8 protein-coding genes and 1 tRNA gene are annotated in these 13,710 nt (G+C 72.9%); 8 read left to right on the top strand and 1 reads right to left on the bottom strand.

Annotation, left to right across the window (positions count from 1 at the left end):
* Positions 1 to 106: 106 nt before the first annotated feature.
* The gene (locus P3T29_RS23170) at positions 107 to 751 is read right to left on the bottom strand and encodes a hypothetical protein (protein ID WP_280718512.1); all 645 of its coding nucleotides are present in this window, start codon (positions 749 to 751) and stop codon (positions 107 to 109) included.
* Between the two features lie 257 nt (positions 752 to 1,008).
* Here P3T29_RS23170 and P3T29_RS23165 point away from each other — a divergent pair, with 257 nt between their 5' ends.
* From P3T29_RS23165 to P3T29_RS23130, 8 genes are all read left to right on the top strand, one after another.
* Positions 1,009 to 1,560, top strand: a complete 552-nt coding sequence (locus tag P3T29_RS23165; protein ID WP_280718511.1) for a hypothetical protein — start codon at positions 1,009 to 1,011, stop codon at positions 1,558 to 1,560.
* A 487-nt stretch (positions 1,561 to 2,047) separates the two neighbouring features.
* Entirely contained in the window at positions 2,048 to 4,906 is a 2,859-nt protein-coding gene (topA, locus tag P3T29_RS23160; RefSeq protein WP_280718510.1) for a type I DNA topoisomerase, read from the top strand.
* 184 nt (positions 4,907 to 5,090) lie between these two features.
* Entirely contained in the window at positions 5,091 to 8,183 is a 3,093-nt protein-coding gene (tmk, locus tag P3T29_RS23155; RefSeq protein ID WP_280718509.1) for a dTMP kinase, read from the top strand.
* A gap of 138 nt (positions 8,184 to 8,321) precedes the next feature.
* Positions 8,322 to 9,545, top strand: coding sequence for a DNA polymerase III subunit delta' (locus tag P3T29_RS23150; protein ID WP_280718508.1), 1,224 nt, complete (start codon positions 8,322 to 8,324; stop codon positions 9,543 to 9,545).
* A 312-nt stretch (positions 9,546 to 9,857) separates the two neighbouring features.
* The gene (locus tag P3T29_RS23145) at positions 9,858 to 10,982 is read left to right on the top strand and encodes a hypothetical protein (RefSeq protein ID WP_280718507.1); all 1,125 of its coding nucleotides are present in this window, start codon (positions 9,858 to 9,860) and stop codon (positions 10,980 to 10,982) included.
* 105 nt (positions 10,983 to 11,087) lie between these two features.
* A complete protein-coding gene (locus P3T29_RS23140) occupies positions 11,088 to 12,680 on the top strand; it encodes an alpha/beta hydrolase (protein WP_280718506.1) in 1,593 nt (530 codons plus the stop codon).
* Between the two features lie 101 nt (positions 12,681 to 12,781).
* On the top strand, positions 12,782 to 13,435 hold the full coding sequence (gene leuE, locus P3T29_RS23135; RefSeq protein ID WP_280718505.1) for a leucine efflux protein LeuE: 654 nt from the start codon (positions 12,782 to 12,784) through the stop codon (positions 13,433 to 13,435).
* Between the two features lie 167 nt (positions 13,436 to 13,602).
* Positions 13,603 to 13,676 (top strand) — tRNA-Thr (locus P3T29_RS23130).
* The last annotated feature ends 34 nt before the right edge of the window (positions 13,677 to 13,710 follow it).

Raw genomic sequence — 13,710 nt, 5'->3', positions numbered from 1 at the left:
CCAGCGGCCAGGGCGTCGGGAGGTGCCGCTGAGGCGCCCCTGAAGGCGTCTCGGGGAGTGAGACGGCCGGTCCGGCCCCGCTGACGGGGGCCGGACCGGCCGGGGCTCACGGGTGGAAGAGCTCGGAGATGTGCGTGATCTGCCCGCTGGAGTCGACGGTGATGTCGTACTTGCTGCCGAAGCAGGCGTACGGGCGGGCGACGTCGTGGTTCTGGGCGCAGACGTCGGCGGTCGTCAGGAACTGGGCCAGGGGCACCGTGCTCAACTTCATGCTGTCCCCGAGCACCAGCAGTTCGGCTGTGGCGCCGGGCGCGAACCGGTACGGGCTGGGGGCTCCGACCGGCTCGTAGTAGCCGTCGTCGGGCACGTCCGCTCCGCAGATGAACTTGGTCTGGGTGGCGTTCAGTTGGTTCGACCCCGAAACCACGCTCACGACGTTTATCACCTGGTAGCCAGGGGTGTGGGCCCTGGCGGTGCAGTCCGCGACGGGGGACGTCGAGGCGGACGGACGGGCGGTGGCCGACGGGCGGCTGGTCGAGGGGCGGCTGGTCGAGGGGTGGCTGCTCGGCTTGCCGGACCCGGTCGATGCGCTGGGCGAGGACGGCGTCACCGGGGAGGAGGTCACCGGGGCGGACGCCGAGGAGGAGGACGGCGAGGAGGTCGGGACCGGGGTGGTCGGGTCGCAGGCGACCAGGCCGAGGGTGGCGGTGGCGAGCAGTGCTGCGGTGGCGAGCAGGCGAGGTGCAGGCATGGCGAGTTCCCCCTGAGGTGCGTCCAGCTGGTGAGACCGGTGTAAGCGTCCGGTAAAGCCCTACACGGCTCGGGGGCCGGGGTGCGTTGCGCCTGTTGCGCGGTTGTGACGACTGTCGGACAACCGTGACGCGGGTCCGTTAACCCGCCGGACCGCTCTGCGTCCTCTGCCGTACTTCGAACGTCGGTCCCAGGTTGTCCACAGGCTGTCACGCTCTGTCCACAAGGCTGTGGACAGATGAGCGAGGGAGGCCAACGGTGGAGACGCCGACGGCATTGGGAGCGGGAGTCGTCCTCACCCTCTTCGGCAGCGTGCTCCTGCTCTGGTGCGCCCTCGAACTGCGCCTCCGTCACCACCTGCGCCGCCACGGGATCTCGGTCACCGCGAGGGTGGTCGCGGACGGCGATCCGTACGGGGAGCCCTGCGGCGACCCGTACGGCGAGCTCGACAGCGCTCCGCTGCTCGCCTACTCCACCCTGCCCTCGGTCGGCCTGGTGCCGGCTCGCAGCGAGGCCGGTCGTAACGGGTCGGGTCGTAATGAGTCAGGTCGCGGCGAGACGGGCCGTTGTGAGGCGGGCCGGGGCGAGTCGGTGCTCGCGCGCCCCCGGGGAATCACTCCACTGCGACGACCCGCCGGGTTCACGCCCGGGGCGCTCGTGCAGGTCGCGTACGACGCCAGGCGGCCGAGCCGGGTGGTGCTCACGGCGGGCCAGGGGGCCCCGCTGCCCAGCGACATCTTCTGGGCGCTGCTCGGCTTCGGCGCCCTGGCCGGTGGCCTGATCCTGCTCTCCGCCTTCGTCACGGGCTGAGCCCGGCCGCTCCCGGCAGAGCAGGCCCGAACCTGGCCGAGCCGGCCCGAGCAAGCCCGAGCAAGCCCGAGCAGGCCGAGATCAGCCAAGATCGGCCGAGATCGGCCGGGACCCGAGAAGCAGCCGGGAAATTCGGCCGAGACCGGGAGAAATCCGGGAGAAAAGCAGGCGGAGCGCGACCGCGAACGGCCTGCACGGCGTCCGGATCTCGCCCCTGGGGCACCTCTGCGGGCCCTCCGAGTGGCGCCGAGACCCCGTCCGCGCAGCGAAAAGGCTCGGCATCGGGTTACCGTTCGAGTGGCGTAGGGCGGCCTTGCCGGTGAAATTGTGGGATCCGTCCGTTTGACAAGGGTGGCCAGGGTACGGTCACACTCCGCTGGTGGGGCCGTCGCTCAGCGGCAGCCCTGGTCGGTGGAGGGTCGGGCGGATCGCCTCCCTTGCCGGCCGCGCCGCCCTCATACGTAACGACCGGGAGAGAAGAGCGAAGGTGTCCCCGAGCAGCGAGACCGCGCACGGCAAGCGACTCGTCATTGTCGAGTCGCCGGCCAAGGCGAAGACGATCAAGGGCTACCTTGGCCCCGGCTACATCGTCGAGGCCAGCGTCGGGCACATCCGCGACCTTCCCGGCACGGCTGCCGAGGTCCCGGACCAGTACACCGGTGAGGTGCGCCGCCTCGGGGTCGACGTCGACAACGACTTCGCGCCCATCTATGTGGTGAACGCGGACAAGAAGTCGCAGGTCTCCAAGCTCAAGGCGTTGCTCAAGGAGTCCGACGAACTCTTCCTCGCCACCGATGAGGACCGCGAGGGCGAGGCCATCGCCTGGCACCTGCAGGAGGTGCTCAAGCCCAAGGTCCCGGTCAAGCGGATGGTCTTCCACGAGATCACCAAGGCCGCCATCCAGGAGGCCGTGGCCAACCCGCGCGAGCTCAACCAGAAGCTGGTCGACGCCCAGGAGACCCGCCGAATCCTCGACCGCCTCTACGGCTATGAGGTCTCGCCGGTCCTGTGGAAGAAGGTCATGCCGAAGCTCTCGGCGGGCCGGGTCCAGTCCGTCGCGACCCGGCTCGTGGTGGAGCGTGAGCGCGAGCGGATCGCGTTCCGGACCGCCTCGTACTGGGACCTGACCGCCACCTTCGGCACCGGCCGCGCCGCCGTGGACGCCGCGAACCCGGAGACCTTCGGGGCCCGGCTCTCGACGATCGACGGCAAGCGGATCGCCTCCGGCCGTGACTTCGGCTCGGACGGCCAGATCAAGAGCGCCAACACCCTGCACCTGGACGAGACGTCCGCCCGCGCGCTGGCCGCCGCGCTGGAGCAGACGTCGTTCAGCGTCCGCAGCGTCGAGTCCAAGCCGTACCGCCGCTCGCCGTACGCTCCGTTCCGCACCACGACGCTCCAGCAGGAGGCCAGCCGCAAGCTGGGCTTCGGCGCGAAGCGGACCATGCAGGTGGCCCAGAAGCTGTACGAGAACGGCTTCATCACCTATATGCGTACCGACTCGACCACGCTCTCGGACACTGCGGTCAACGCGGCCCGGGCGCAGGTCACGCAGCTCTACGGGGCCGACTACCTCCCCGACGCGCCGCGTACGTACGCCAGCAAGGTCAAGAACGCGCAGGAGGCGCACGAGGCGATCCGCCCCTCCGGCGACCGCTTCCGCACGCCCGCCGAGACGGGTTTGAGCAGCGACGAGTTCCGGCTCTACGAGCTGATCTGGATGCGGACCGTCGCCTCGCAGATGAAGGACGCCGTCGGCCAGTCGGTGACCGTCAAGGTCGGCGGCACCTCCGCCGACGGCCGGGCGGTGGAGTTCTCCGCCTCCGGCAAGATCATCACCTTCCACGGCTTCCTCAAGGCGTACGTCGAGGGCGCGGACGACCCGAACGCCGAGCTGGACGACCGCGAGCGCCGTCTGCCGCAGGTCACCGAGGGCGACCCGCTGGCCGCCGAGCAGCTCAACCCCGAGGGCCACTCCACCAAGCCGCCGGCCCGGTTCACCGAGGCCTCGCTGGTCAAGGAGCTGGAGGACCGGGAGATCGGCCGTCCGTCGACGTACGCGTCGATCATCGACACGATCATCAACCGGAAGTACGTCTTCAAGAAGGGCACGGCGCTCGTCCCGTCGTTCCTCTCCTTCGCGGTCGTGAACCTGCTGGAGAAGCACTTCGGCCGGCTCGTCGACTACGACTTCACCGCCCGGATGGAGGACGACCTCGACCGGATCGCCAACGGCGAGGCGCAGTCCGTGCCGTGGCTGAAGCGCTTCTACTTCGGGGAGGGCGAGGGCCACGCGGTCGGCGGCGCGGCGGAGGCCGGCAACGGCGACGGCGACCACCTCGGCGGCCTGAAGGAGCTCGTCACCGACCTCGGGGCGATCGACGCCCGCGAGATCAGCTCGTTCCCGCTGAACGACGAGATCACCCTGCGGGTCGGCCGGTACGGCCCGTACGTGGAGAAGGCGTCGCAGGTCGAGGGTGAGCCCGGCCAGCGTGCCGACGTCCCCGACGAGATGCCGCCGGACGAGCTGACGGTCGAGCTGGCCGAGGAGCTGCTGGCCAAGCCGAGCGGCGACTTCGAGCTGGGCACCGACCCGGTCAGCGGCAACCCGCTGGTCGCCAAGGACGGTCGCTACGGCCCGTACGTCACCGAGATCCTCCCCGAGGGCACCCCGAAGACGGGCAAGAACGCCGTCAAGCCGCGCACCGCGTCGCTGCTCAAGACGATGACGCTGGACGCCGTCACGCTGGAGGACGCGCTCCGGCTGCTCTCGCTGCCCCGGGTGGTCGGCGTGGACGCCGAGGGCGTGGAGATCACCGCGCAGAACGGCCGCTACGGCCCGTACCTCAAGAAGGGCACCGACTCCCGTTCGCTCGCGGACGAGGAGCAGATGTTCACGGTCACCCTCGAGGAGGCCCTGGCCATCTACGCCCAGCCCAAGCAGCGCGGCCGGGCCGCCGCCGCGCCGCCGCTCAAGGAGCTGGGCACCGACCCGGTCAGCGAGCGACCGGTGGTCGTGAAGGACGGCCGGTTCGGTCCGTACGTGACCGACGGCGAGACCAATGCGACGCTCCGCAAGGACGACGAGGTCGAGACCATCACGCCGGAGCGCGGCTACGAGCTGCTCGCCGAGAAGCGGGCGCGCGGGCCGGTGAAGAAGACCGCCAAGAAGGCCCCGGCGAAGAAGGCCCCCGCCAAGAAGGCCACGGCCACCAAGGAGACTGCGGCCAAGAAGACGACTGCGGCGAAGAAGACCACCGCAGCGAAGAAGACGGCTGCGGCGAAGAAGGCCCCCGCCAAGAAGGTCGCCGCGAAGAAGACGGCAGCGGCGCCCGACGAGAGCTGATCGGCGCTGTTCACTGCGGGCCCGCACTGCGAAGTGCGGGCCCGCAGCGCGTCCCGGCCCGGTCGTTCCCCAGTCACCATCCGGGCATCGCCCGGTCATGCAGTGCGTCACAACCCTGTCATGACGAAGCGCCCGGGGGCCTTCCGGCCCATGGGCGGCGGGCCCCGACCGCTACCCTGACGGTATGACGAGCGAGGCGCAGCCCACCCCCACGCGCACCGGTGCACCCGATCTGCCCGAGGCGGCCCCGGCCGGGACTCCCGGTGAGCGGGCCCGCGCGCTGCTCCGGCTGCGCCCGTACCGGCGCCTGTGGACGACGCAGCTGGTCAGCGGCACGGCGGATCGGCTGAGCCTGCTCGTGCTGCTCGTGCTGATCTGGGTGGCCGCGGCCGCCGGGGGGCCGTTCGGGCAGGGCTACCGGGGAGAGGCGTGCGCGATCGCGGCCGTCCTCGCGGCCCGGCTGCTCGCCTCCGGGCTGTTCGGCGCGGCGCTGCTCGGGCCGGTGCACCGGTTGGTCAGCACGAAGCTGGACCGCCGCTGGACGCTCTTCGGGGCCGACGCCGTGCGGGCCGTGCTGATCGGCGTCGCGCCGTGGTGGCTCACCTGGACGAACGGTTCGGCGGTCTACCCGCTGCTCGCCACCGCCTTCCTGACCGGTGCCGCCGAGCGGATCTGGTCGGTCACCAAGGGCGTGGTGGCGCCCGGGCTGCTCCCGGTCGCCGATCCGTACGCTCCGGCGGCCGAGCAGCGGCCGTCCGCCGCCGGCCTGGACACCGTACGCAGGCTGGACCTGCGGACCGGCTGGGCCACCGTCCCGCTGGCCGCCGTCGCGCTCATCGCGCTGACACTGGTCAACAACGTCTGCGCGGCGCTCGGCTCGGACTGGTTGCGGGCGAACCAGGTCACGGTGGCGGGGCTCGGCGCTGCCGCGCTGTTCGTTGCGGCCGCCGTGCTGATCTACCCGCAGGAACTCCCGACCAGCAGGTTCGCCGCGCCGCGCTCCCCCCTGCAGGGCCTGCGCGCCCCCACCGACGCGACCCCCGGCCCGGCCCTGAGCAAGGGCCGTACCGGCTCCGCGCCGTACTTCACCTTCGCCGTCGCCGCCGCGTACGCCTCGATGGCCGGCGTCGCCGCGCTCGGGCTGCTGACCGCTGTCGACCACCGGGCCGGCCCGATCGGGTTCGCCCTGCTGGTGCTCGCTGCCGCCGGGGCCCCCGCGATCGGCGTACGGCTGACCAAGGTCACGCTGCCGGCGCTCTCCCGGCGCCGACTGCTCGCGCTGGCGCTGCTCACCGCCGGGGTGGCGCTGATCCTGGCCGGCCTGGTCTTCGACTTCGTGCTCGTCCTGCTGCTCACCGCGCTGGCTGGGCTGGCTGCCGGGATCACCATCGCCACCGGTCGTACGCTGCTCGCCCAGGAGGTCGAGGAGCTCCGGCTGCCCAAGGTCACCGAGCACCTGTACGCGGTGCTGCGGGTCGTGGTGGGCGGCGCGCTGGTCGTCGTACCGCTGATCGCCGCCGCCTACGGCGAGGTCCAGTACGGCGAGGTCGGGCCCGGCAGCTTCACCTTCGTCCACGGCGGCGCCGCGCTGGCCATCGCCACCGCCGGGCTGCTCACGCTGGTGCTGGCCGCAGTGGTGCTGCTGAAGACCGACGACCAGCGTGGTGCCCTCCCGCTCGGGCGCGAGCTGGTGCGCTCGCTGCGCGGCGGTGCGCCGCTCGCCCCGCACCGGACCACCGGTACCGGCTTCTTCATCGCGCTGGAGGGCGGCGACGGCGCCGGGAAGTCCACCCAGGCGAACGCGCTCGCGGAGTGGATCCGCAGCAAGGGCCACGAGGTGGTGCTCACCCGCGAGCCCGGCGGCAGCCCGATCGGGCAGCGGCTGCGAGCGCTCGTGCTGGACGTCGGCAACACCGGCCTCTCGCACCGGGCCGAGGCGCTGATCTACGCCGCCGACCGCGCCGAGCACGTGGAGAACGTGATCCGTCCCGCGCTGGAGCGCGGCGCGGTGGTGATCACCGACCGTTACATGGACTCCTCGATCGCCTACCAGGGCGCCGGTCGCGACCTGGCCGCGACCGAGGTCGGGCGGATCTCGCGCTGGGCCACGGGTGGGCTGGTGCCGGATCTGACCGTCGTACTGGATGTTGATCCGAACGCGGCGCGGGAACGGTTCACCGAGGCGCTGGACCGGCTGGAGTCCGAGCCGACGGAGTTCCACGCCCGGGTCCGCTCCGGCTTCCTCGCCCTGGCCGCCGCCGACCCGGCCCGCTACCTGGTCGTGGACGGCAGCCGCCAGCCCGCCTCCGTGACCACCGCGATCCGCCACCGGCTCGACCGGGAGCTGCCGCTCTCCGGGCAGGAGCGGGCCGCCCAGGTCGAGCGGGAGCGCCTGGCCCGGGAGGCCGCCGCCGCCCGCGCCGCCGAGGAGGCCCGGCAGCAGGCCGAGGCCGAGGCGGCCGAGCGCAAGCGGCTCGAACTGCTGGAGGAGCTGCGCGCCGAGCAGGCCGAGAAGGACCGGCTCGCCAGGCTGGAGGCTGAGCGGGTCGCCGAGGAGGCGGCGCGCAAGGCAGCCGAGGAGGCCAGGGCCGAGGCGGCTGCCGAGGCGGCGAAGCGGGCCGAGCAGGAGGCCGTCCGCCGCGCTGAGGAGGAAGCCCGGCTGCGTGCCGAGGCCGCCGAGCAGGAGCGGCTGGCGGCGGAGGCCGCCGCGCAGGCCGAGCTGCAGCGTCAACGCGACCTGCAGCGGGCCGAGCAGCGGCGTCGCGCGGAGGAGGCGCTCCAGCGCGCGGAGGAGGCCCGGCTGGCGGCCGCCGCCACGGCTACCACCACGACCACCGTCGAGCTGGCGCAGATCGGCCGGGTGGAGGAGCCCACCGAGGAGATCTCCGAGCGTGACCGGCAGGCCGCCGTCAAGGCCGCCGAGGCGGTGCGGCCCGACGAGACCGCCGTACTGCCGAGGATCCCGGCCGACGAGACGGCCGTGCTGCCCAGGATCCCCGCCGCCGACGAGACCGCCGTGCTCCCGAAGGTGACGGAGAACCGGGCGGACCGGATGCCGTCCGGCCTGTGGCGGGACGAGAAGCCGCCGGTCGAACAGACCCGCGAGATGCCGGCGGTCGAGGAACCGCGCCCGCGCCCGTCCTGGGCGGAGGAGACCCCGATGGACGACCTGCCCAGCCTGACGGACACCCTGCTCGGCTCCCGCGAGGAGTGGTCGCAGTGGCAGGGTGAGGAGCCCGAGGACCCGCGCGGCGGCAAGGGCCGCAAGCGCAAGTAGCGCGGCCGCTCAGGCGGTCGGGCTCGGAGGCGGGTCGAGTTCAGGCGGTCGGGCCCAGGCGATCGGGCTCCGGACGGGCATGTCGGTACGCGGAGTTAGGCTCGACCGGGACGCGGGGCGAACTGCAGGGAGTACGGCGTGAGTGTGTGGGACGACCTGGTCGGCCAGGATCGGGTGGTCGAGCAGCTGACGACCGCCGCCCGAGCCGCGCGGGCCACCGTGGCCGCAGGCCGTACGAGTACGGGCGCCTACGCCGCCGAGCCCGGGGTGAACGCCTCGCTGATGACGCACGCCTGGCTGTTCACCGGCCCGCCCGGCGCCGGGCAGACCACCGCCGCCAGGGCCTTCGCCGCCGCGCTGCAGTGCACCAGCCCCGACCTCGAACTGGGCGGGGTGCCCGGCTGCGGCTTCTGCGACGGCTGCCACACCGTGCTCTCCGGCAGCCATGCCGACGTGAAGTACGTCCGCACCGACGGCCTCTCGATCGGTGTCGGCGACATGCGCGCTCTCGTGCTGCGCGCCGCCAGCTACCCGACCGGCGGGCGCTGGTCGGTGATCCTGGTCGACGCCGCCCACCGGCTGACCGAGGCCGCCGCGAACGCGCTGCTCAAGGGCGTGGAGGAGCCGTCCCCGCGTACCGTCTGGATGCTCTGCGCGCCCTCCGTGCAGGACGTGCTGCCCACCATCCGCTCGCGCTGCCGCCTGCTGGTGCTGCGCACGCCCGCCGCCGAGGCGGTCGCCGACATGCTGGTCCGCCGCGACGGCGTCGAGCCTGAGACCGCCCGGATCGCGGCGCTGGCCGGTCAGGGCGACGTCGAGCGGGCCCGGCGCCTCGCCGTCGACGAGCAGGCCCGCGCCCGCCGCCTGGACGTGCTGCGGATCCCGCTGGAGGTCGCCGACATCGGCGGTTGCCTGGCCGCCGCGCAGCGGCTGGTCGACACCGCCAAGGCCGACGCCGAGGCGCTCGCCGAGACCCAGGACGCCAAGGAGACCGACGACCTGAAGGCCGCCTACGGCGCGGTCGAGGGCAGTCGGGCCCCGCGCGGGATGGCCGGCGCGACGAAGGAGTTGGAGAAGCGCCAGAAGAGCCGCGCCACCCGCACCCGCCGCGAGACGCTCGGCGTCGCGCTGCTCGACCTGCTCGGCTTCTACCGCGACGTGCTGGCCGTCCAGCTCGGCGCCACCGGCGCACTGTCCAACGAGGACCAGCGCCCGGCGCTCGGCCGGGTCGCGGCGGCGGGCACCCCGGAGAACACGCTGCGCCGGATGGAGGCCGTGCTGGCCTGCCGCCGCGCCATGGACCGCAACGTGGACCCGCTGCTCGCCGTCGAGGCCATGACGGTCGCACTGCGGGCGGGTTGACGCCCGGGTCCGGAGGTTGGCCACCGACAGCTGCGTGGGGAACTGTGCGAAGCGGGAGAGTGCGGGCCGGTGCCTTCCGGTTTCGCGCACGCAGTTGATCAGACAGGGCCTCGCGCCGCTGTTGTGGTTGCTCTGTGGCGCGCTGGTTGACGTAGTTTCAGCCCACTCGTTCGAGTGAACGTCGGGCGCTGCCCGGGAGCCCCGCACCCCGGCGGGCCGATCGTCTTGCACCCTGTGGACCGAGTACGCCGTGGTCCGGGCGCTGGTCGCCGGGGCCGATCCGGTCCCGGTTCTCCCGAGGTGGTGCGTCCCATGCCCCTTCCGTTCCTCGTCGTACCTTTGCTGGCGGCAGTTGTCGGCGGGCTCTGGTTGGTCCGGTCCGCGCTGCGCCGCTGGCGTGACCTGAGGTCCGCGCAGACGTACGAACTGGCGGCCGAGCAGCGGCCGTTGCTGCTGCGGGCCGGCGGGGCGGCGCTCTGCGGTATGTGTGTCACAGCCCTGACGGTCGCGTTGACGCTGGACGGCCGGGGTCTGCGGACCCTCCAGGAGGTCCGCGCCGACGCCGTACCCGCGCTCCCCGCCGCCCAGGCGTCCGGCCGGCCGGAGGCACCCGCCCCGCCCGCCCGCCCCACCCCGGCTGCCTCCGCCTCCGCCGCTGCGGAGTTGCCACCCGTGCTGACGCAGTTCCGGTCGATCGGACACCCCGCCGAGGGAGACCTGCTGGAGGGTGCCGTCGCCGCGCCGGACGGGCGGCCCCGGGTGGTCCGGGTCTGGCTGCCCGCCCAGTACATGGAGGACCGGCGCGCCCGCTTCCCGGTGATCGTGCTGCACGCCGGGACGGCCAAGAAGACCGCCGACAGCGAGCTGCCCGACGTCTTCGACGGGATCGCCTCCGCCGTGAAGCTGGGCCGGGCCCGCCCGTTCGTGGTGGTCGCACCCGAGTCGCCGACCGGGACCGCCCGCCCCTGCGACCTGGTTGCCGCCGCCCCGCAGGCCGTCGCCGACGACGTCGCGCTGCGTAACGCCGTCGGCACCGCCTTCCGTACGCTGCCGGCCGGTCCCAGCGGCTGGGGGGTGCTCGGCATCGAGGGCGGCGCGCCGTGCGCCGTCGCCGCCGGGCTGACCCGCCCCGACCTGTACGGAGCGGCGGCCGCCGTCTCCGGCCGCTACGACGCGGCCGCGCTCGCCCAGACCGCCGCCGACGCCCCGGGGAGCGCCTCCGCGCGGCTGCTGCTGGCCGCCGCCAAGGACGACAGTGACGGCCAGGACGCCGCCCGCAAGCTGCAGGCCGCCCTGCACGGCGGCAAGGGCGGGACGGCCCAGGCCGACGTGAAGATCTCGGACGTGGTGCAGGACTACACGGCCGACCGGGAACGGTTCCGGCTGGTCCGGATCGCGGTGCAGTACCTCGCGGAGACCCTCGCGCGCCCGTCCTGAGCCGGTCCTGAGCCGGTCCTGCCGGCTGTCCCGGTGTCCGACTTCCGCCCGCTACGCTCAGTCCAGCCGATCGGTGATCGGCTTTCGAGGGGAGAGAGATCCGCGATGCGAGCTGTCCGGCAGACCCGTGTCCTGCCCGCCGTGATGGCCGCCGCAGCGCTCCTGCTGGCGGGGTGCACCTCCGGGGCCCCCGCCGCCGCTCCGGGATCGCCCGCCACGTCGGCGAGCTCGCCGTCCTCCTCGGACGGCCTCGCCGCCGCCACGCCGCTGGCGCCGCTGCCCGCCGGGATCCCGGCGGCGCTCACCTCGTACTACGCGCAGAAGCTCAGCTGGCAGCCCTGCGACACCGACTTCGAGTGCACCACCTTCAAGGTCCCGCTCGACTACGACCACCCCGGCGCCGGCGGAGACCTCTCGCTGACCGCCGCCCGCAAGCGCGCCGCCGGCACCGCCACCCGGCTCGGCTCGCTGCTGCTCAACCCCGGCGGCCCGGGCGGGTCGGCGATCGACTACCTGGAGTCCGTCGCCAAGGGCTACGACTCCGGCGTGAGCGCCGCGTACGACCTGGTCGGTCTCGACCCGCGCGGCGTCGGCCGCAGCACCCCCGTGACCTGCCTGAGCAACGACCGGATGGACGCCTACACGGCGGTCGACATCACCCCCGAGGACCAGGCCAGGACGGACGCCCTGGTGGCGGCGGACAAGGAGTTCGCGGCGGCCTGCCAGCAGAAGTCCGGCGCCTTCCTCGGTCATGTCAGCACCGTCGAGTCGGCTCGGGACCTGGACGTGCTGCGTGCGCTGCTGGGCGACGACAAGCTGCACTACCTCGGCAAGTCGTACGGCACCTTCCTCGGTGCCACGTACGCCGGGCTCTTCCCCACCCGGGTCGGCCGGATGGTGCTGGACGGCGCGATGGACCCGTCGCTGGACGCCGTCGCGGGGAACGAGGCGCAGGCCGGCGGGTTCGAGACGGCCTGGTCGGCCTTCGCCCAGGACTGCGTCAAGCACGACGACTGTCCGCTCGGCGGCACCGAGAAGCAGGCGGGTGAGCAGCTCGACGCACTGCTCAAGCAACTCGACGCGCACGCCCTGCCCACCGCCTCCGGTCGCACGCTGTCGGAGTCCCAGGCCACCACCGGCGTGATCCAGGCGATGTACGCGGAGTTCCTCTGGCCGGAGCTGCGCACCGCGCTCACCACCGCGAAGGCGGGCGACGGCACGGCGCTGCTCAAGCTCTCCGACGACTACTACGAGCGCACGGTGGACGGCAGCTACCCCAACCTGATGTACGCCAACATGGCCGTCAACTGCCTGGACCTGCCCGCGCCGTTCGCAGGTCCGGACGCGGTCCGCAGCGCGGTGCCCGCCTTCGAGGCGGTCTCGCCGCACTTCGGGCGCGACATGGCCTGGATGGCGCTGGCCTGCGCGTACTGGCCGGTCAAGGCCACCGGCGCGGCCCACACCGTCCGGGCGGCGGGCGCCGCCCCGATCGTGGTGATCGGCACCACGCGTGACCCGGCGACGCCGTACGCCTGGGCGCAGTCGCTCGCCACCCAGCTGGAGTCGGGCCGCCTGCTGACCTACGACGGCGACGGGCACACCGCGTACGGGCGGCACAACAGCTGCGTGGACGACGCGGTCAACCGCTACCTGCTGGGCGGCGACGCGCCGGCTGCCGGGACGCGCTGCGCCAAGTAATTTCGGCTTCAACGGCCCGCCGGTCCGAAAGGTACGATATGCGCCCATCCCGGCGCCTGCTGTAACGGCGCCGCTCGTACGCCTCTCGTAGGAGTCACACCGTGCTCGGAGTCCACGATCTGGCGACGTACGTCCTCGGCGCCCTGGTCATCGTCCTGCTGCCCGGCCCGAACTCGCTGTACGTCCTCTCGGTGGCCGCCCGCAAGGGCGTCCGCACCGGCTACCGGGCCGCCGCCGGGGTCTTCTTCGGCGACCTCACGCTGATAAGCCTGACCTCGCTCGGCGCGGCCTCGCTGCTCAAGGCCAACCCGGCGGTGTTCGCGGTGGTGAAGTTCGGTGGTGCGGCCTACCTGCTCTGGATCGGCGTCGGCATGCTGCGGGCCGCCCGCCAGCTCTGGCGCGAGCACCGCTCCGGCCCGGAGGCCCAGATCTCCGAGGACCCTGCGCAGGCGGTGGAGCGTCCCTTCCGGCGGGCCCTGGTGATCAGCCTGCTCAACCCGAAGGCCATTCTGTTCCTGCTGTCCTTCTTCACCCAGTTCGTCGACCGGTCGTACGGTCGGCCGGCCCTCTCCTTCGGCCTGCTCGGCGGAATCCTGCAGACCTTCAGCGTGCTCTACCTCTCCACCCTGATCTTCGCGGGCACCACCCTCGCCGCCGCCTTCCGCCGCCGCAAGCGCCTCTCCGCCGGGCTCACCAGCGGCGTAGCCGTCCTCTTCGCGGGCTTTGCCGCGAAGCTCGTCGTCTCCTCCGCCTGACCCCGCCGCCTGACCCCGCCGCCTGACCCCGCCGCTGAACCCGTCACCGCACTGCCCGCCGGGCCCGTGATCAACCCCGTACGGATCACCCTCGGAAAGTGTGTAGACTGGCCCGCGTTGCCAGCACGGTTTCCGGCCCAAGGGTCGGCTTCCCGGTGGGCAACGGTGCCGCCTTAGCTCAGTTGGCCAGAGCAACGCACTCGTAATGCGTAGGTCTCGGGTTCGAATCCCGAAGGCGGCTCCGAAGGGCCCAGGACTCACTCGCCGTGACCTGG

This window comes from Kitasatospora sp. MAP5-34 (assembly GCF_029894335.1).
Classification (GTDB): Bacteria; Actinomycetota; Actinomycetes; order Streptomycetales; family Streptomycetaceae; genus Kitasatospora.
This window is presented reverse-complemented; position numbering and strand designations above follow the sequence as displayed.

Coding starts and splice junctions, on each gene's coding strand:
- P3T29_RS23170 (WP_280718512.1), bottom strand. CDS start 751: ATGCCTGCACCTCGCCTGCTCGCCACCGCAGCACTGCTCGCCACCGCC.
- tmk (WP_280718509.1), top strand. CDS start 5,091: ATGACGAGCGAGGCGCAGCCCACCCCCACGCGCACCGGTGCACCCGAT.
- P3T29_RS23145 (WP_280718507.1), top strand. CDS start 9,858: ATGCCCCTTCCGTTCCTCGTCGTACCTTTGCTGGCGGCAGTTGTCGGC.
- P3T29_RS23140 (WP_280718506.1), top strand. CDS start 11,088: ATGCGAGCTGTCCGGCAGACCCGTGTCCTGCCCGCCGTGATGGCCGCC.